14 protein-coding genes and 3 tRNA genes are annotated in these 16,799 nt (G+C 64.9%); 12 read left to right on the plus strand and 5 right to left on the minus strand.

Annotated features, from left to right (window positions below; genetic code table 11):
- Positions 1-105 precede the first annotated feature (105 nt).
- The 4 genes from Q0D45_RS15535 to Q0D45_RS15550 form a co-directional block, all read right to left on the minus strand.
- Positions 106-179: transfer RNA gene (locus tag Q0D45_RS15535), tRNA-Gly, on the minus strand.
- A gap of 50 nt (positions 180-229) precedes the next feature.
- Positions 230-315, minus strand: a tRNA-Tyr gene (locus tag Q0D45_RS15540).
- Between the two features lie 102 nt (positions 316-417).
- Positions 418-2,907, minus strand: coding sequence for an ATP-dependent helicase HrpB (gene hrpB / locus Q0D45_RS15545; protein WP_293394659.1), 2,490 nt, complete (start codon positions 2,905-2,907; stop codon positions 418-420).
- A gap of 10 nt (positions 2,908-2,917) precedes the next feature.
- Entirely contained in the window at positions 2,918-3,598 is a 681-nt protein-coding gene (locus tag Q0D45_RS15550; protein WP_293394662.1) for an MOSC domain-containing protein, read from the minus strand.
- 63 nt (positions 3,599-3,661) lie between these two features.
- On the opposite strand from Q0D45_RS15550, the gene Q0D45_RS15555 reads away from it, so the two are divergent.
- From Q0D45_RS15555 to Q0D45_RS15565, 3 genes are all read left to right on the plus strand, one after another.
- A complete protein-coding gene (locus Q0D45_RS15555; RefSeq protein ID WP_293394665.1) occupies positions 3,662-5,263 on the plus strand; it encodes a glucan biosynthesis protein in 1,602 nt (533 codons plus the stop codon).
- 84 nt (positions 5,264-5,347) lie between these two features.
- Entirely contained in the window at positions 5,348-5,821 is a 474-nt protein-coding gene (locus Q0D45_RS15560) for a YetF domain-containing protein (protein WP_366946472.1), read from the plus strand.
- Entirely contained in the window at positions 5,809-7,077 is a 1,269-nt protein-coding gene (locus Q0D45_RS15565) for a TIGR03862 family flavoprotein (RefSeq protein WP_366946473.1), read from the plus strand. The genes Q0D45_RS15560 and Q0D45_RS15565 overlap by 13 nt, the downstream gene beginning before the upstream one ends.
- Here the strand turns inward: Q0D45_RS15565 and queA are convergent.
- Positions 7,023-8,087: a tRNA preQ1(34) S-adenosylmethionine ribosyltransferase-isomerase QueA gene (gene queA / locus Q0D45_RS15570; RefSeq protein ID WP_293394673.1), complete on the minus strand. Its 1,065-nt coding sequence runs from the start codon at positions 8,085-8,087 to the stop codon at positions 7,023-7,025. The two genes, Q0D45_RS15565 and queA, sit on opposite strands and share 55 nt — an antisense overlap.
- Positions 8,088-8,187: 100 nt before the next feature.
- On the opposite strand from queA, the gene Q0D45_RS15575 reads away from it, so the two are divergent.
- The 9 genes from Q0D45_RS15575 to Q0D45_RS15615 all read left to right on the plus strand — a co-directional run bounded on the left by Q0D45_RS15575 (position 8,188) and on the right by Q0D45_RS15615 (position 16,011).
- Positions 8,188-8,275: transfer RNA gene (locus tag Q0D45_RS15575), tRNA-Leu, on the plus strand.
- 225 nt (positions 8,276-8,500) lie between these two features.
- Complete coding sequence (locus Q0D45_RS15580) at positions 8,501-9,709, plus strand: integrase arm-type DNA-binding domain-containing protein (protein ID WP_293394676.1); 1,209 nt, start codon at positions 8,501-8,503, stop codon at positions 9,707-9,709.
- A gap of 104 nt (positions 9,710-9,813) precedes the next feature.
- Entirely contained in the window at positions 9,814-10,113 is a 300-nt protein-coding gene (locus Q0D45_RS15585) for a hypothetical protein (RefSeq protein ID WP_293394679.1), read from the plus strand.
- A gap of 138 nt (positions 10,114-10,251) precedes the next feature.
- Positions 10,252-10,494: a hypothetical protein gene (locus tag Q0D45_RS15590; RefSeq protein WP_293394682.1), complete on the plus strand. Its 243-nt coding sequence runs from the start codon at positions 10,252-10,254 to the stop codon at positions 10,492-10,494.
- A 56-nt stretch (positions 10,495-10,550) separates the two neighbouring features.
- Entirely contained in the window at positions 10,551-11,156 is a 606-nt protein-coding gene (locus Q0D45_RS15595; protein WP_293394685.1) for a hypothetical protein, read from the plus strand.
- A gap of 68 nt (positions 11,157-11,224) precedes the next feature.
- Complete coding sequence (locus tag Q0D45_RS15600; protein ID WP_293394688.1) at positions 11,225-11,443, plus strand: AlpA family transcriptional regulator; 219 nt, start codon at positions 11,225-11,227, stop codon at positions 11,441-11,443.
- 352 nt (positions 11,444-11,795) lie between these two features.
- A complete protein-coding gene (locus Q0D45_RS15605) occupies positions 11,796-12,308 on the plus strand; it encodes an ATP-dependent Clp protease proteolytic subunit (protein ID WP_293394697.1) in 513 nt (170 codons plus the stop codon).
- Between the two features lie 260 nt (positions 12,309-12,568).
- Positions 12,569-13,249 (plus strand): hypothetical protein, encoded by a 681-nt coding sequence (locus Q0D45_RS15610; protein ID WP_293394691.1) that lies wholly within the window; start codon positions 12,569-12,571, stop codon positions 13,247-13,249.
- 23 nt (positions 13,250-13,272) lie between these two features.
- On the plus strand, positions 13,273-16,011 hold the full coding sequence (locus tag Q0D45_RS15615; RefSeq protein WP_293394694.1) for a DUF927 domain-containing protein: 2,739 nt from the start codon (positions 13,273-13,275) through the stop codon (positions 16,009-16,011).
- Positions 16,012-16,799: the final 788 nt, after the last annotated feature.

A 16,799-nucleotide genomic window follows, 5' to 3' on the forward strand; every position in this document is an offset into this window, starting at 1 on the left:
GAATCGAACCGATGACCTCTTCCTTACCAAGGAAGTGCTCTACCGACTGAGCTATGTGAGCGAAACTCGGTACTGCTGCTGCTTTGACGACGCCTGCCTGACGGTTGGAGCGGGTGATGGGAATCGAACCCACGTCAGTAGCTTGGAAGGCTACAGCTCTACCATTGAGCTACACCCGCCTGCCCTGCCCAAACTCTGAGCCCGGTCCAGCATTCGCGACAGTCGCCGGTGGTGGAGAGAGAAGGATTCGAACCTTCGTAGACGTTAGTCAGCAGATTTACAGTCTGCCCTCGTTGGCCGCTTGAGTATCTCTCCCCGTGACGGTCAGCACAGCGAGCGGCGGATTCTGGGGATATCGCTGGTGGGCGTCAAGCAAAACTTGCGGGTTTGACTGCAATTCCTTCGAGAAGCCGCCAATCAGGTCCCGCGCGGCTTGGCTCGGGCCGTTGGCGCCGCTGCCAGCGGGTCATCCGGCCAGGGATGACGCGGATAGCGCCCCTTCAGTTCCTTGCGAACTTCCTCGTAGGTGCGGGCCCAGAAACCGGCTAGATCGCGGGTCACCTGGATCGGCCTTCGCCCGGGCGACAGCAGGTGCAGCGAGACCGCCACGCGCCCTTCGTTGACCGTCGGCGTCTGCGTGGCGCCAAACAGTTCCTGCAGCTTCACCGCCAGCACCGGCGGCGCGCCGTCGGCCAGGTACTCGAGCGCGACTCGCGAGCCGCTCGGCACGTCGACATGGGTCGGCGCCAGCCGCGACAGCCGCTGCTGCTGCGGATAGTCGAGACGGCCGTTGAGGATGCCAGCCAGATCGAGCCGCGCCAGATGCTCGCGCCGGGTGATGCCGGACAGATACGGCGTCAGCCACTCGCTCAGGGATTCGGCCAACGCCTCGTCGGACACATCCGGCCAGTCATCAACGCTGCGCCAGGCCCGCAGGCTCGCGACCCGCGCCTGCCATTGCCGCGCGCCCTCGCTCCACGGCAACGCGGCGATTCCCAGGCTGCGGATGCCTTCGATCATCGCCGCCCGCTGGCGCTCGCCATCCGGCTGGTTCATCGGCTTGCGTTCCAGCACGATCGCGCCAAGCCGCGTCTGGCGCTCGGCGAGCACCGCCTGCTGCTGCTCGTTCCAGGCGACATCTGCCAGATTGACGATCCGCGCCGCCTGGTCGACCAGCACCTCGCGCTCGGACAAGGCCGCTGCGGCACGAATCCGGCGCGGATTGCCCGGTTCCCAGTGGGCGATCGCCAGCCACTCGGACGCTGCCAGCACATCGCGCTCGGGGATTCGCGCCTCGCCGCCATCGGCGCACAGATAGCCGACATCCCGCGCGCCGCGGGTTTCCGTCCGCCGCCGCGCCAGCCGTTCGGGGTAAGCCATCGCTACGATCCGGCCAATGGCATCGGCATCGGTCGTCGCCCGCTCGTCGGCATCGACCAGCCGCAGCAGCTGGCGCACGGTTTCGCGCATCCGCCGCAGCGCGCCGGCATCGGCCTTCCCGGAATGGGCGTTGCGCACTGCCTGGGCGAGATCGGCGCCGCTGTCACGCTCATCGAGCACGGCGGCGGTCCAGGCCGCAGTGCCGGCCAAGCCGGCGGCTTTCGCGACCATCAGCATGTGAGCGATGCGCGGCGTCGCCGGCAAGCGTGCCAGCGCCTTGCCGTGTGCAGTGATCCGGCCATCGGTGCCGACCGCGCCGATCGCCGTCAGCACTTCACGCGCCTGCGACCAGGAAGCGGCAGGCGGCTGATCCATCAGCGCCAGGGTCGCCGGATCGGACACACCCCAGACGCCGAGTTCCAGCGCCAGCCGCGACAGATCGACGGCGAGGATGTCCGGCGTGTCATGCGCCGGCAGTTGACCGTGCTGATCGCGGCTCCACAGGCGGACGGCAGTTCCCGGCCCGAGGCGGCCAGCGCGGCCAGCGCGCTGTTCGGCACTGGCGCGGGAAATTCTCTGCAGTTCCAGCGCATTGGCACCAGCGCCGAGATCGAAACGGGCGACTCGCGCCAGCCCGGCATCGACGACCGTGGTCACGCCTTCGACGGTCAGGCTGGTCTGGGCGATGTTGGTCGCCAGGATCACCTTGCGTCGGCCATCACGGTTCGGCGCCAGTGCCAGATCCTGCTCGGCGCTCGACAGATCGCCATACAGCGGGTGCACGACGACACCGGTCCCGAGCCGCGATTCAAGGATGCGCTGGGCGCCACGTATCTCCCGGCCACCGGGCAGGAAAGCGAGCACGTCGCCCTCCCGTTCCGCGAGCGCGGCTGCGCAGGCATCGGCGACCGCAATATCGGTGGACGTACCCGGACGTGGCGGCGCGAAACGCACCTCGACCGGAAACATCCGGCCCGACGCGGTGACGATCGGCGCGCCGCCGAGCATGGCCGAAACGCGCTCGGTATCGAGCGTCGCCGACATCACCAGCACCCGCAGCGCTTCGTTCAGCGAGGCGGCGGCGTCCAGGGTCAGGGCCAGCGCCAGATCGGCATCGAGGCTGCGCTCGTGGAACTCGTCGAAGATCACCAGACCGACGCCGGGAAGTTCCGGATCAGCCTGCAGGCGCCGGGTCAGCAGGCCTTCGGTGATCACTTCGATGCGCGTCGCCGGGCCGATCTTGCGCTCGAAGCGCACCTGATAACCGACGGTCTCGCCGCTCTTCTCGCCGAGCAGGCTAGCCATTCGCGCTGCCGAGGCGCGGGCGGCAACCCGGCGCGGCTCGAGCATCACGATCTTCTTGCCGCGCAGCCAGGGCTCGTCGAGCAGCGCCAGCGGCACCACCGTGGTCTTGCCGGAACCCGGCGGCGCGGCCAGCACGGCGCGGCCGCCCGGCATCGCCAGCGCTTCGCGCAGCGCCGGCAGCGCGGCCAGTGCCGGATAGTCCGGCAGCTTCACGGAAGTCATGCGGGTGATTTCAGTTGCGGCGCAGCCAGTCGACGCGATCGGCAAGCTTGCGCTGCCAGTTCGAGGCAAGGCCCGGTGCGTCGCGCAGCGCTTCCAGATCGGCCAGCGGCGGACGATGGGCGTGGACGATGTCCCAGAACCGGACCAGGGTCGGCGCGGCAGGAATTCGGTCGATGAGTTGATAGCGATCACCGGCGGCGACCATGCCCGCCTCCAGCACCCGGTAATACCAGCCGGCAATGCCGGCATCGGCCACTGCCCGGGTCATGCCGTCAACGCCGTGCCGCGCCTCGATCTTCCAGCACGGCGTGCGCGGCTGGCAGAGCTGCACGCGAACGCTGCCGAGCGCGAACACGTCGCCGATGCAGACGTGCTTTTCCTCGATGCCGGAAGTCGAGATGTTCTCGCCGAGCGCACCAGCGACCAGAGTCGCGGCCGCCTCCGGAAACAGCGCCGCGAGCCGCGCATGGGTTTCCAGCGGGAAGTGATGCAGGGCCTTTTCCGGCCCGCCATGAACTCTGCGATCCGCCTGCGCATCGTCGACCAGACCCTCCGGCCCGACCGCCATCGCCCCGATCACCGGCTGCTTGAAGATCGCCGTCGGCCGGCCGTCGCCAGGCATGGCCTGCACGCGGCCGGCGAACAGTCCGGTGATGGTTCCAGCACAGGTGCCGGTAGAGATGAGAGCCATGCGGATATTATGGCGAACGCCGACGCGCTCCCACCGCCTGGCCCCCAACCCGAAAGCTCGACCATGCAAAGACGTGAACTGCTGAAATCCCTGTCGGCCGGTGCCGGCGTACTGGCCACCGGCCTGGCCGCACCAGCCGCTGAAGCCGCCGACCGCGGCAAGCTCAAGCAGCTCGGCAAGCCCCAGGCCTTCGACTACAGCTGGCTCAAGGGCCAGGCGCGGCAGATGGCCTCGGTGGCCTATCTCGCTCCGCCCAGCGACTTGCCGAAAACCTTGCAGGGTCTCGATTTCGATCGCTACCAGAACATCCGCTACCGCGCCGATCGCGGCCTCTGGGCGAAGGACGATCTGTCGTTCCAGGTTCGCTTCTTCCATATGGGCCTGTTCTTCAAGGACCCGGTCCGGATGTTCGAGATCGTCAACGGCCAGGCGCAGGAAATCGCCTACGACTCGACCTTGTTCGATTTCGGCAAGTCCGGCGTCAAGGCCAATCAGCTGCCGAACGATCTCGGCTTCGCCGGCTTCCGCGTGCTGTTCCATACCGATCTGGAGCGCGATGTCGGCGCCTGGCTCGGTGCCAGCTACTTCCGCGCGGTGGGCGGCGACTGGCAGTACGGCATGTCGGCGCGCGGCCTGGCGATCGATACCGGCGCGCCGACACCCGAGGAATTCCCGCGCTTCACCAGCTACTGGCTGGAACGCCCGGCGGCCGGCTCGAACAAGCTGGTGATCTACGCGCTGATGGATTCGCCGAGCGTGTCCGGCGCCTATCGCTTCGAGATTTCCCCCGGCGCCAGCCACGTCATGGAGATCGACGCCGCGCTCTATCCGCGCCGCAAGATCGACCGCCTCGGCATCGCACCCGGCACCAGCATGTATCAGACCGGCGAGAACGACCGCCGCATGGCCTACGACTACCGTCCGGAAATCCACGACTCCGACGGCCTGCAGATGTGGACCGGCGCTGGTGAATGGATCTGGCGGCCGCTGGTCAATCCGGTCGGCCTGCGCTTCAACTCGTTTTCCGACAACAACCCGCGTGGCTTCGGCCTGATGCAGCGTGATCACAACTTCGATCACTACCAGGACGACGGTGCTTACTACGATCTGCGGCCGAGCCTCTGGGTCGAGCCGAAGGGCGATTGGGGCAAGGGCTCGGTGCAGCTGGTCGAGATTCCGACCCAGGACGAAACCTTCGACAACATGGTGGCGTTCTGGAACCCGGAGAAGAAGCCGATGCCGGGCGAGGAACTGCTGTTCGCCTACCGCCTGCACTGGGGCCGCAAGCCCCCGGCTGCGCCGCGGCTGGCGACCGTGCAGGCCACGCGTACCGGTCTCGGCGGTGCCGCCGGGGTCAAGCGCAGCTATTTCTCCTGGCGCTTCGTGGTCGATTTCGCCGGCGGCGATCTCGGCCTGCTGGGCCGCGACACCAAGGTGGAAGCGGTCATCACTGCTTCGCGCGGCACTATCGAACTGACCTCGGCGCGGCCGCTGAAGGAGATCAACGGCTACCGCGCGATCTTCGATCTGAAGCCGCCGGATGACTCGACCGATCCGATCGACCTGCGCCTGTTCCTGAAGAGCGTCGGCCAGCCGCTGAGCGAAACCTGGATCTACCAGTACAACCCGCCAGCGCCGGCCGATCGGCATCTGAACCGGATCTGAGGCGCGTCGGCACTGCGGTAAGGGCCACTGCGGTAACGAAGACTGGGTTGCATCATGGCGGCCGAATCGCCGGAGACCGCATCGATGTGGCAACTGACCGTACCGTGGTGGGAGCTGGTGCTTCGCTCCATCGCCGTCTATGTGTTCCTGCTGGTACTGCTGCGGATGACCGGGCGGCGACAGGTCGGGCAGCTGTCGCCGTTTGATCTGATCCTGCTGCTGGTGCTGTCGAACGCCGTGCAGAACTCGATGAATGGCGGCGACAACTCCCTGATCGGCGGCCTGATTTCTGCCGCGACCCTGGTGACGATCAACTTCCTGCTCGACTACGCGACCACCGCCAGCAATCGCCTCGATCGTCTGATCGGCGGCCGGCCGCAGGTCCTGATTCGCAACGGCCGCCTGCGTGCCGAAAATCTCGCCGCCGCCAACCTGTCCCGGCGTGACATCAATGCCGCGCTGCGCAAGGCCGGCTGCATTCGTATCGAAGAGGTTCGCTTGGCGATGCTGGAAACCAATGGTGCGATCAGCGTCGTGCTGCGCAAATCACGCTCGTGACGACAAACCCGCAACGCCGCGTCGCCGTCATCGGCGGAGGCCCGGCCGGCTTGATGGCGGCGGAAACCCTGGCCGCCGCCGGCGTCACCGTCGATGTCTATGACGCCATGGCCAACTGCGGCCGCAAGTTCCTGATCGCCGGCAAGGGCGGCCTGAACCTGACGCACGGCGAAAGCTTCGAACCGTTCGTATCGCGCTACGGCACGCGCGCGGCAGCGATCCGGCCGATGCTCGAAAGCTTCGGCGCAGATCAGCTGCGCGACTGGGCGAAAAGCCTCGGCGTGGAAACCTTCATCGGCAGCTCCAACCGCGTATTCCCAAGCGATCTCAAGGCCGCGCCGCTGCTGCGCGGCTGGCTGCGCCGGCTGCGCGAGAGCGGCGTGCACTTCCATCTGCGCCATCGCTGGGCCGGTTGGTTTGATGACGGCGCGCTGCGTTTCTCCACGCCAGCCGGCGAAGTCGCGGTGGCAGTGGATGCCGTGGTGCTCGCACTCGGCGGCGGCAGCTGGCGACGGCTCGGCTCCGATGGTCGCTGGGTGCCACTGCTCACCGAAAAAGGCGTCGACGTCGCACCGCTTGCGCCCAGCAACTGCGGCTTCGAAAGCCGCTGGAGCGACATCCTGCGCAGCCGCTGCGCCGGGCAGCCGGTCAAGCCGGTGGCCGCTCGCTTGAGCCCTGAACAAGGCGGCGACGCCGAATTCCGGCAAGGCGAATTCATCATCACCGGCGTCGGCGTGGAAGGCAGCCTGATCTACGCGCTGTCGCCGGCCTTGCGGGAGGCGATCAGCGCCCACGGCGTCGCCCGCCTGGAACTGGACCTGATGCCCGGCGTCTCGCTGGCTGCGATCAGCGAACGCCTGGCCAAGCCGCGCGGTTCGCAGTCGATGGCCAAGCATCTGCATCGCGCCGGCATCGATGGCGTGAAGGCTTCGCTGCTGCGTGAATGTGCGCCGGAAGAAGCCTTCGCCGATCCCGCCTCACTGGCCGCACAGATCAAGACGCTCACCGTGCCGCTGCACGCCACCCGGCCGATCGACGATGCGATCTCGACTGCTGGTGGCGTCCGCTTCGAAGCGCTGGACGCGCGGCTGATGGTCCTGCAACGTCCCGGCACCTTCTGCGCCGGCGAAATGCTCGACTGGGAAGCGCCGACCGGCGGCTACCTGCTCACGGCCTGTTTCGCCAGCGGCCGTACTGCCGCTCAGGGCGCGCTGGACTGGCTGGCACGCAGCGGCAGCCACATCGCATCGCCGTAAGAGAAGAAGCGATAGCGCTGCTCGACGGCATGCTGATACGCGGCCATCACCCGCTGATAGCCCCCGAACGCGCAGACCAGCATCAGTAGTGTCGATTCCGGCAGATGGAAATTGGTCAGCAGCGCATCGACCACGCGGAACGCATAACCGGGCGTGATGAACAGCCGCGTCTCGCCCTGATACGGCGCGACGATGCCGGTCTCGGCTGACGCCGTTTCCAGCGCCCGGACCACGGTGGTGCCGGCCGCAACGATCCGTCCACCGCGCGCTTTCGCATCGGCAACCGCCTGCGCAAGTTCGGCCGTCACCGTCAGCCGCTCGGCATGCATGACGTGCGTCGCCAGATCATCGACCCGCACCGGCTGGAAGGTGCCGGCGCCGACATGCAAGGTGGTGAACGCGATGGTCACGCCACGCGCACGGATCGCGGCCAGCATCGCCTCGTCGAAATGCAGACTCGCCGTTGGCGCGGCCACCGCGCCCGGCTCGCGCGCCCATACCGTCTGATAACGCGCGTCATCGCTGGCGCTGGATTTGCGCTCGTCTGCCGTGCGCTGGATGTACGGCGGCAGCGGCAACTCGCCGTGAGCATCGAGCGAGGCCAGCAGATCCTCGGTCTCGAACTCGAGCTCGTACAGATCGTCGTGCTTGGCGAGCACGGTGGCGGTCAAGGCACCGTCCGCGAATAGCAGGGTGCTGCCCGCCTTCGGCGTCTTGCTGGCCTTGATCTGTGCCAGCGCGCGGCGCGTATCGAGCACCCGCTCGATCATCGCCTCGATCCTGCCGCCCGATTCCTTGACGCCGTGCAACCGCGCCCGGATCACCCGCGTGTCGTTCAGCACCAGCAGATCGCCGGCGCGCAGCTCGGCCGGCAGATCGACGACGCAGGCATCCTGAAAGTTGTCTGTCGTGGCATCGACCACCAGCATCCGGCCGCCACTGCGGGTGGCCGGCGGAACCTGGGCAATCAGCTCGGAAGGAAGCTCGTAACGGAAATCACTGCGTTGCATGGCGACGGAAAGATGGACAGAACACGACAAAAGATCGCAGCCAACCCGCGATCGGCCGCTATAATGCCGGCCCCGTCGATACAGTGCGGGAGCAGCGCGGGCCTGAGTGGCGGAATCGGTAGACGCAGCGGATTCAAAATCCGCCGAGGTAACCCCTCGTGAGAGTTCGAGTCTCTCCTTAGGCACCAGTTTTTAGTCCGGCAGGGTCCGGCGAAGTCCAAAAAATCCTTATAAATCAGAACATCGTCCCGGCATATAGTCCGGGACGGTCCGGTGGCGTCCGTAGACATCCGGATTCTTTGGGGGTACTTTTGGGGGTACGTAGATGGCAGATACCCCCAGATTGGGGGTACGAAAAGGCCAAAATCCGCGTACCCCCAAAAGTACCCCCAGCGCCGGAAGTACCCCCAGCCATGTTGACCGCGATCGAGGTCCGCAACGCCAAGCCCGCCTTGAAGCCGCGCAAGCTGTTCGACGGCGGCGGCCTGTTCCTCCTGGTAATGCCTGAGGGCGGCAAGCGTTGGCGGCTGAAGTACCGCTTCGACGGCAAGGAAAAGCTGCTGGCGATCGGCACCTATCCCGAGATCGAGCTGGCGAAGGCCCGCGAAGCCCGCGACGCTGCCCGCAAGTTGCTGGCGCAGGGCACCGATCCTGCCGACCATCGCAAGGCGACGCGAGATGCAGAGCGCGCCACACGCGAACACACCTTCGGCGTGATGGCGGAAAAGTGGTTCAAGAAGAAAAGCGGCGAATGGTCCCCCGCGTCGCACGACAAGGCCCGGCTGTATCTCGACCGCGACCTGTTGCCCGCATTGAGGGCGCGGCCGATCGCGGAGATCACCCGCCCCGAGTTGGTCGGCGTGCTGCGCAAGATCGAAGCCCGCGATGCTCTGGACGTGGCGAAGAAATGCCGGGGCTGGCTGAACGGCATCTTTCAGTTCGCGATGGTCGAGGGCGCGGTGGAGATCAACCGCGCAACCGATCTGCATGTGGTCGCGGCCGCAGCGCCCGCGCGCCGCGCGCATCCGCATCTGCCGATCGGGGAGCTGCCCGGCTTCCTGAAGGCGCTGGCCGACTATCGCGGCGATCGAGGGACCGCCATCGCGATCCGCCTGCACCTGCTGACAGCCGCGCGCCCCAGCGAGCTGCGCGCCGCACCGTGGTCCGAGTTCGACCTGGACGAAGCAACCTGGAGCATCCCGGCAGAGCGGATGAAGATGGGCCGGCCGCACGTCGTGCCACTGCCGGCGCAGGCCGTCGTGCTGCTGCGCGAGCTGCGCGCACTGAACGAGCGCAGTCCCCTCGCCTTCCCGTCCCGCGATCACCGCGATCGACCAATGAGCGAAAACACGGTGAACACCGCAATAAAGCGGATCGGCTATGGCGGGCGACAGACCGGACACGGCTTCCGGCATCTGATATCGACCGCGCTGAACGAGCGCGGCTACAACCGCGATTGGATCGAGCGCCAGCTGTCGCACGGCGATGAAGACGACATCCGCGCGATCTACAACGGCGCGCAGTACCTAAGCCAGCGGCGGCAGATGATGCAGGCATGGGCCGATGAAATCGACAGCCTGCAAGCGGGCGGCAACGTCACCGCGATACGGCGGCAGGCATGACTTAGACCGGCAAGCCCTGCGCCGGATCACGCGGGGCAATGAAGCGGGCCGATGGCGTGCTAGTGACACGTCATCGGCCCTGACTCGAAACATGGAGAAGCACCATGAAGCAAGCTGTCGAGAAGCCTAACAAAGCTGAGCCTGTCACCGGCCGCGACCATCATTTCTATGTGTGCAGCACGCCACTTGCAATTCCGGCCGGTATCACCGTCGACCAATGCTTGGCCGATTCTGGAATGTACGGATGTACAGCACGCGACATGCTTGAGCATGCTGTTTCGAACAGCATTCACGCGAGTATTGATGAGCGTGTTGTCTGGTCGGCGATTCATCTACTTGAGCTAAGCGAAGCTCTGCGAGCTGCCGCGCACATCGAATGGGCCAAAGCCCACGACGTCGCCTAGTACCTCAGTCAGCGGGTAGAACATGCAGGTATGAGCAGGACCGGCAAGCCCCGCGCCGGATCACGCGGGGCAATGAGGCGGGCCGATGGCGTGCTAGTGACACAGCACCGGCCCTGACTCGCAACATGGAGAAGCACCATGAAGCAAGCTTGTGCCGAGGTTGGCGGCGGTACAGAAGTGATGATCGGCGGGATACGAGCGATCTTTCCAGCGGGGCAAAGTCGCGAGGATATCGACTCGCTTCGGTCGACCTTATTGCATGGCGCTCGCACGCTTCTAAACGATATCGGGATTGGCAGAGTCAGCGACCCTGTAGACATGGAAAGCCTCCAATCGGCGATATTCATGCTCGATATTGCGCGTGGCCTGCCGGAAGATTGATGCGCGATGAGAGCACGGCGAGCGCGACGGACATCTTGTGAAACTGTGAATTGCCGATGATGCGTGGCAGGAGCGGCATCGATCATTCCGGCATGCGGACATTGAAGTTGTCCGACGCGGAACTTGATGCCGCTTTCTTCTCCATCTTATTCAAGCTTTTCCCAACGTGGCCTGAAGTAACTGCGCCACGATCGATTTTTGTCAAAGAGTGGATCGGGAGCGTCGAAAAGGCTGTAGAAGCTTTGCCGGCCGACGCGCTTCCTGATGCTCTCTGGGATCGCTGGCGAGGTCGCCGGGTGTACCTGTCAAAATACCGCGTTGACAGCTACGAACGCAGGCATCGTGCTCGCGTTCTCGGCATGGCGATCACCAATCGCGCTGGGGTTCGCTGCTTTGATTACCAAGCGTTCCTGCTCTTATTTGTGCTCTGGATGCTTTGCCAGTCGCTTCGCGAATTGGCGAAAGGCCGGACCGGCGAATACCTGTCCGTCCCGAAGCGCCCCCCCTGGGACGCCAATGAAGTGGTCGAAGTTCTAGCCCTAATCATTAGTGGGCACTCCGATCGCAGCATCGCAACGCGTCGTGTTATCTCGCGATCGAAGGTCGCCGAGCTTCGTCGTGGCTATGCCGCAGCGTTGCAAAGTCGGTTCATTTGTCCGTGAATCACACCCCGTAGGCCCCAGAGAATCCTTGTACCGAGGCGACCCGCCCGGCATCAGGGGGACTCTAGATGGTCAGTCAGCACAAACAATCGCTGTTGCGGCGGGATCAGGTCGAGTTACGCACTGGCCTATCCCGTTCGTCGTTGTATGCCTTGGTTCAATCCGGCGAGTTTCCCGCCCCGATCGAACTGAATGGCCGCAGCCGTGCATGGATCGAATCCGAGGTTGATACCTGGATTGCCGGGAAGATTGAGGCCGCCCGGCCAAGCGATCTGAAGCGCGCATGAAGCCCATTCCTCTGTTGACGGGCCGTCAGCTTGTCGCCGAATTGAGCCGGCTTGGGGTTGGCGATTGGAGGGCGGAAGCCGTGCGGCAGTGGATCCGCCAGCCGAATCCTTGCCCGATCAAAACGCACAGCGATCTATCGAACGGCGAAGGACACCTGTACGACCTTGCGGCCGTTCTCGATTGGCTCGCACACAAGGATGAGTCTCGGCCCGGTCTTGTTCACTGCCCTCGCTGTAAGCGCGAGAACGCGCGCGCAGCGCTCCAAAAGCTATCGGAGAGCCGATCAACACACGTCCTGATACGCGCGTTGCGCGCGGTCATTCGTGCACTGATCGGGATGCGGGCTTGATCGTGATAGACGGCGCGATTGGTGATCCGACGGAAGCCGATGCCGTTTTCTACACGGATGTGCTGGCGGCGCTGCGGGCGTGTGGCGATCCGATGCCAGTTGTACAAGTCACGTCGTGGGGCGGTTCTGCGCGCGAAGGCATCGCGATCTATGACGCCATCCGCTGCGATGGCCGCCCGACAGTGACCAGAGTTCGCAGGATCGCCAGTAGCGCGGGTGCATTGGTCGCGATGGCGGGTGACCGGGTTGAGATCGAGGCCGATGCCTTCCTCATGTTCCACGGCGCAATCGCTTATGTCGCTGGCGATGGGCCGGTCTTCGGCATCGCTGCCGATTTGATCGACCAGACGAACCAAGCATTGGCAGCAGCGATGGCCCGTATAAGCGGCCGGAGCGTGGCCCACGAACTAACGCAGTTGATCGCCGCAGGTGACCGCTGGCTGAGCGCAGATGAAGCGCTGCAAGCCGGATATGTGCACGCCATCGTCGCGCCGCATTACGGGGGGCTGCCATGAGACGGCTAATCGTCTGGGGCTGCCCCGGCTGCGGCACGGTCGCGCCTTTGTATCCAGTTTCACGCGTGACAGGTGGGCACGACTCGCGTTGCCTGACCGCCTATGTCTGCGCGGAATGCTTTTTCGAGTTGCTCGAAGGTGGCTCCCGTTGCGCTTCTCGCGTGTGGTCCCGAGTCGCGACGCGAATCGCTGCGAATCACGCCCTTTTCGTTTTTTTAGATCGGTCTCGTTCCGAGGCCATCACTCAAGGAGATGCACAAATGTCGAAGTTGATTCCCGAAGGCGCGTTGGAGTGCTTGAAGAAGAAACTTAAATCATTCCCCGAACAGGTGTTTGGGGTGCAGCAGATCGACCGGGATATGACGCAACGTTTGATCTGTTCGGAAGCCACGTTGGCGATGGCGCGCAACGGCATTCGCGTCATGAAAACTGACATTGAGAAATTGCGGCCACAAGTGCTGAAGCTGGCCGCTGCTGTCGATGTGCTTACAGCTCGCCGCAATGAGGCGGCAGACCGGCTAGCTTCATACCGGGATGACCGTGGCAGCGAAATCATCAACGCAGTTATTTCTGGCTTCGACGTGCCGCCACCGAAGGAAACACAATTGGCAATCGATGAGGCAGAACTATATTCCGCCTTGAAGCAAGCAACCGACCGTCATGTCGATATGGCACAAAAGCTACGGAACAAAGAGGCAGAGCTAAAGGAGAAAATACATGCCGCTTTGGATGCGCGGATCGACATTGCAATGGCAAAGAGGGTTTGGCTCGAAGATCAGATAGACGAGCTGAATTTTGAAGCCGGCCTATTGGAACGATCTAAGACATGGCCGGACGCCGTTCTCTCCAATTCAGATGAGTTCATAGATCAGAGATTGGTATTGCCGCGCTTCCGCGCAGAACTTAAGGATGTTTGGGACGCGTTCGCGATTTTGCGCTGACGGTGCGATCGGACACGTTTGCTATGCAGCTCTCCGAAGTCTTGGGGCAGTTCGGCCGCGCCATGCGCGCGGCCGGACTCGACACCGATGCGACGATCGACGCCGACGGCAAGCTGCACCGCTTCCGCGTATCAGGCGATCGGCGAGACCAGCGCAACGGCTGGTATGTGTTGCATGCCGATGGCCTGCCGGCCGGCGAGTTCGGCTGTTGGAAGCGCGGCCTATCCGAGACCTGGCACGCCAACATCGGGCGCGAGCTGGACGAAGCCGAGCGCGAGGCCAATCGAGCGCGCCTGGAAGCGATCCGGCGCGAGCGTGATGCCGAGGCGCAGCGGGTGCGCGCGGAGGCCCGGAAGAAGGCCGCGAAGCTGTGGGATGAAGCCAACCCGAAGCCGTCGGCCAAGCATCTGTACCTGGCGAAAAAGCAGGTACGCGGCTACGGCATCCGGCAGCTCCGCGAAGCGCTGGTAATTCCCGTCCGCGATGCCGACGGCGCGCTGCATGGCCTGCAATTCATTCAGTCCGACGGGTCCAAGCGCTTCACGTCCGGCATGGCAAAGGCGGGCCACTATCACGCGATCGGCAAGCCCGGTGCCGTGCTGCTGATTGCCGAGGGCTATGCGACAGCAGCAACGCTGCGCGAGGCCACCGGGCAGGCCGTGGCAGTCGCATTCGATACCGGCAACCTGCGGCCCGTTGCGCTGGCGCTGCGCGCGAAGTTTCCAGCGGCGCAAATCGTCATCGCAGCGGACAACGATCACCGCACCGAAGGCAATCCGGGCATCACGAAAGCCACCGAGGCGGCGCAGGCTGTAGGCGGAACAGTTATCGCGCCATCGTTCCCGGCAGGCGATGCCGGATCGGATTGGAACGACTACGCGGCCGTGCATGGCCTGGCCGCTGTACGCGCCGCATTCGAGACGGCAGGCGATGCCGAGACCAGCGCGCCGGCTGCGCCAGTGGCAACGCCTGAAGCTGCGCCAGCGGCCCAAGTATTGCCCCGCGCCAAGCCTGCCGAGGCGAGCGGCAGCGGCAGGCAACCCCGTTTCACTCGCGACGATCGCGGCATCTGGCACAACGCCACCGATCCGAAGGACGGCAGCCCGCTAGCGCCCTATTGGGTCTGTCCGCCGATCGAGGTTGCGGCTTACCTGCGCGATCTGGACGGGACGAACTGGGGGCGACTGCTGAGCTTCAACGATGCCGATGGCACCGAGCACCGCTGGGGCATGCCGATGCGGCTGCTGTCGGGTGGCGGCGATGAGATGCGCGCGGAGCTGCTGCGCCTGGGCTTCGACGTGCCGGTATCGATGAAGAATCGCAACCTGCTGACCGACTACATCCAACAATCGCGACCGGAAGCCCGCGCCCGTTGTGTGGAGCGTGCGGGCTGGCATGGCCGCGTGTTCGTGATGCCGGATCGCACCATCGGCGAGGCCGACGAAGCCGTCCTGTTTCAAAGCGAGACAACGGGCGGCCATGTCTACCGGGAGCGCGGCACGCTCGATCAGTGGCGCAGTGACCTGGCTGACCTGTGCCGAGGGAATTCCCGGCTGCTGTTCGCGGTGTCGGCCGCGTTCGCCGGCCCGCTGCTGCACTGGGCAGGCGAGGAATCAGGCGGCTTCAATCTGCGCGGCGCTTCGAGCACCGGCAAGACTACGGCTTTGCGGGCGGCGGCTTCCGTCTGGGGCGGGCCTGACTTCATGCGCCGCTGGCGTGCCACCGACAACGGGCTTGAGTCGATCGCCGCGCAGTACTCCGACGGCCTGCTGATCCTGGACGAGCTGGGGCAGATGGACCCGCGTATCGCGGGCGATGCCGCGTACATGCTCGCCAATGGCGAGGGCAAGGCCCGCGCCGGGCGCGGCGGTTCGGCTCGCCCCGTCATCACCTGGCGATTGCTGTTCCTAAGTGCCGGAGAACTGAGCCTTGCCGAGCACATGCGACAAGGCGGCAAGCAAGCGCAGGCCGGACAGGAAACCCGAATGGCCGACATACCGGCCGATGCCGGCGCGGGCTTCGGGATCTTCAATACCTTGGGCGGATACGACAGCGGCCCGGCCTTGTCCCGTGCGATCACCGATGCGGCGGGCGACGTGTACGGCGTCGCCGGCCCCGAGTTTCTCCGCGCGCTGTTGCCGCGCCTGGACACACTGCCGGACGCGATCCGCGCACTACGGCGAGCCTTCACCGATCGCCATGTCCCGAAGGGCATCGACGGGCAGGTATCGCGCGTGGCGGGCCGACTGTCCGTCATCGCAGCGGCGGGCGAGCTGGCGACGCAAGCCGGCATCACCGGCTGGGAAGTGGGCGAAGCCGATGCCGCCTGCGGCCGATGCCTGCACGCATGGATCGACACACGCGGCGGCACCGGCAACCTGGAACCCGTGCGCATGCTGGCGCAGGTTCGCCGCTGGCTTGAGAACGAGGCCAGCGCCCGCTTGCAGCACTGGGGCGAAGATTCGAGCAGCAAGGATTGGGTGACCGTGAAGCGCGCCGGCTTCCGCTGTACCGAAGTGTTCGGCGAGGACGGCGAGACCTACTACCTGCTGCCGGAGACGTTCGAGCAGGAAATCTGCACCGGCTTCGATCCGCGACAGGTGGCGCAGCTACTCGCCAGTGTCGGCGCGCTCAAGCGGCCGAAGGAAGCCAATCGGCTGAAGCGCAAAGAGCGGCTGCCGGCCCTGGGCTTGACCTGGTGCTATGTCGTGCTGCCTTCGATCTGGCAAGCCGTGCCGGGCGATGCCGAACCGAGCGCGTGAGGAGCGCGGAGCGCGACCCGAGTTTTCCGCGCGACACTTTCCACGAATCGCCGGGGACAACGGGGACAAGGCGAAGCTGAAGCGCTGGGAGGCCCGCTGTTGCTGGGCTTTCCGCTGTCCCCGGTCTATGTGTTCTTACTGGGGACACAACGGGGACACCGGGGACAATGACCGGCTTCAATCTTCGATTTGTCCCCGGTGTCCCCGGTCGCTTCCGTTACAGGATCCAGCACCGGGTACAGATTTTCCTCATATAAGTCAGTCGCTTGTATCGGTTGTCCCCGTTGTACCCGTTGTCCCCGGTCATTTGGGGATGGGCGCAGCCAGACTGAGCCGGAGCGGAAAAGGTACTCCCTGGCGTTTCCCTATGCGGGTAAGAAGACTCCGCGGATTTCTCGCATACACAGACACGCGCTAACCAGTTCACAGGTAAGACGTGAATCAAGCTTCGACCTGTGTTCACGGCTGCTCAGTCAGTTTTCGCTGGCGAAATGCCGGCCGAACAGTCGGCTGTTCCTTTCACGCAAGTTGGACGGACCTGTCATCGCTTTTCCTGGCGGTGCACAGCCGCTCCCGTCGTAGTTGAAGCATTGGTGAGCAATCCGACAGCGCACGCCAACTGAGCCAACCGGGCATCGCGAGGCAGGAACCCGACGACCTGACCCGCTTCATTGGTGAAAGCGCGGAAGACGTCGCGGAGGAAACCGGGCGCGCCGGCACCGCCCTATCCGACGCCTCCCCAGAACCGTACATTCGAGGGGGTACCGGTACAGTCTGGGGGTATTTTT

Origin of the sequence: Nevskia sp., assembly GCF_023266035.1 — a bacterium.
GTDB lineage: Bacteria > Pseudomonadota > Gammaproteobacteria > Nevskiales > Nevskiaceae > Nevskia.

Coding starts and splice junctions, on each gene's coding strand:
- Q0D45_RS15615 (WP_293394694.1), top strand. CDS start 13,273: ATGCAGCTCTCCGAAGTCTTGGGGCAGTTCGGCCGCGCCATGCGCGCG.
- Q0D45_RS15585 (WP_293394679.1), top strand. CDS start 9,814: ATGAAGCAAGCTGTCGAGAAGCCTAACAAAGCTGAGCCTGTCACCGGC.
- Q0D45_RS15550 (WP_293394662.1), bottom strand. CDS start 3,598: ATGGCTCTCATCTCTACCGGCACCTGTGCTGGAACCATCACCGGACTG.
- Q0D45_RS15560 (WP_366946472.1), top strand. CDS start 5,348: ATGTGGCAACTGACCGTACCGTGGTGGGAGCTGGTGCTTCGCTCCATC.
- Q0D45_RS15595 (WP_293394685.1), top strand. CDS start 10,551: ATGATGCGTGGCAGGAGCGGCATCGATCATTCCGGCATGCGGACATTG.
- Q0D45_RS15610 (WP_293394691.1), top strand. CDS start 12,569: ATGTCGAAGTTGATTCCCGAAGGCGCGTTGGAGTGCTTGAAGAAGAAA.
- Q0D45_RS15590 (WP_293394682.1), top strand. CDS start 10,252: ATGAAGCAAGCTTGTGCCGAGGTTGGCGGCGGTACAGAAGTGATGATC.
- Q0D45_RS15555 (WP_293394665.1), top strand. CDS start 3,662: ATGCAAAGACGTGAACTGCTGAAATCCCTGTCGGCCGGTGCCGGCGTA.
- hrpB (WP_293394659.1), bottom strand. CDS start 2,907: ATGACTTCCGTGAAGCTGCCGGACTATCCGGCACTGGCCGCGCTGCCG.
- queA (WP_293394673.1), bottom strand. CDS start 8,087: ATGCAACGCAGTGATTTCCGTTACGAGCTTCCTTCCGAGCTGATTGCC.
- Q0D45_RS15600 (WP_293394688.1), top strand. CDS start 11,225: ATGGTCAGTCAGCACAAACAATCGCTGTTGCGGCGGGATCAGGTCGAG.
- Q0D45_RS15580 (WP_293394676.1), top strand. CDS start 8,501: ATGTTGACCGCGATCGAGGTCCGCAACGCCAAGCCCGCCTTGAAGCCG.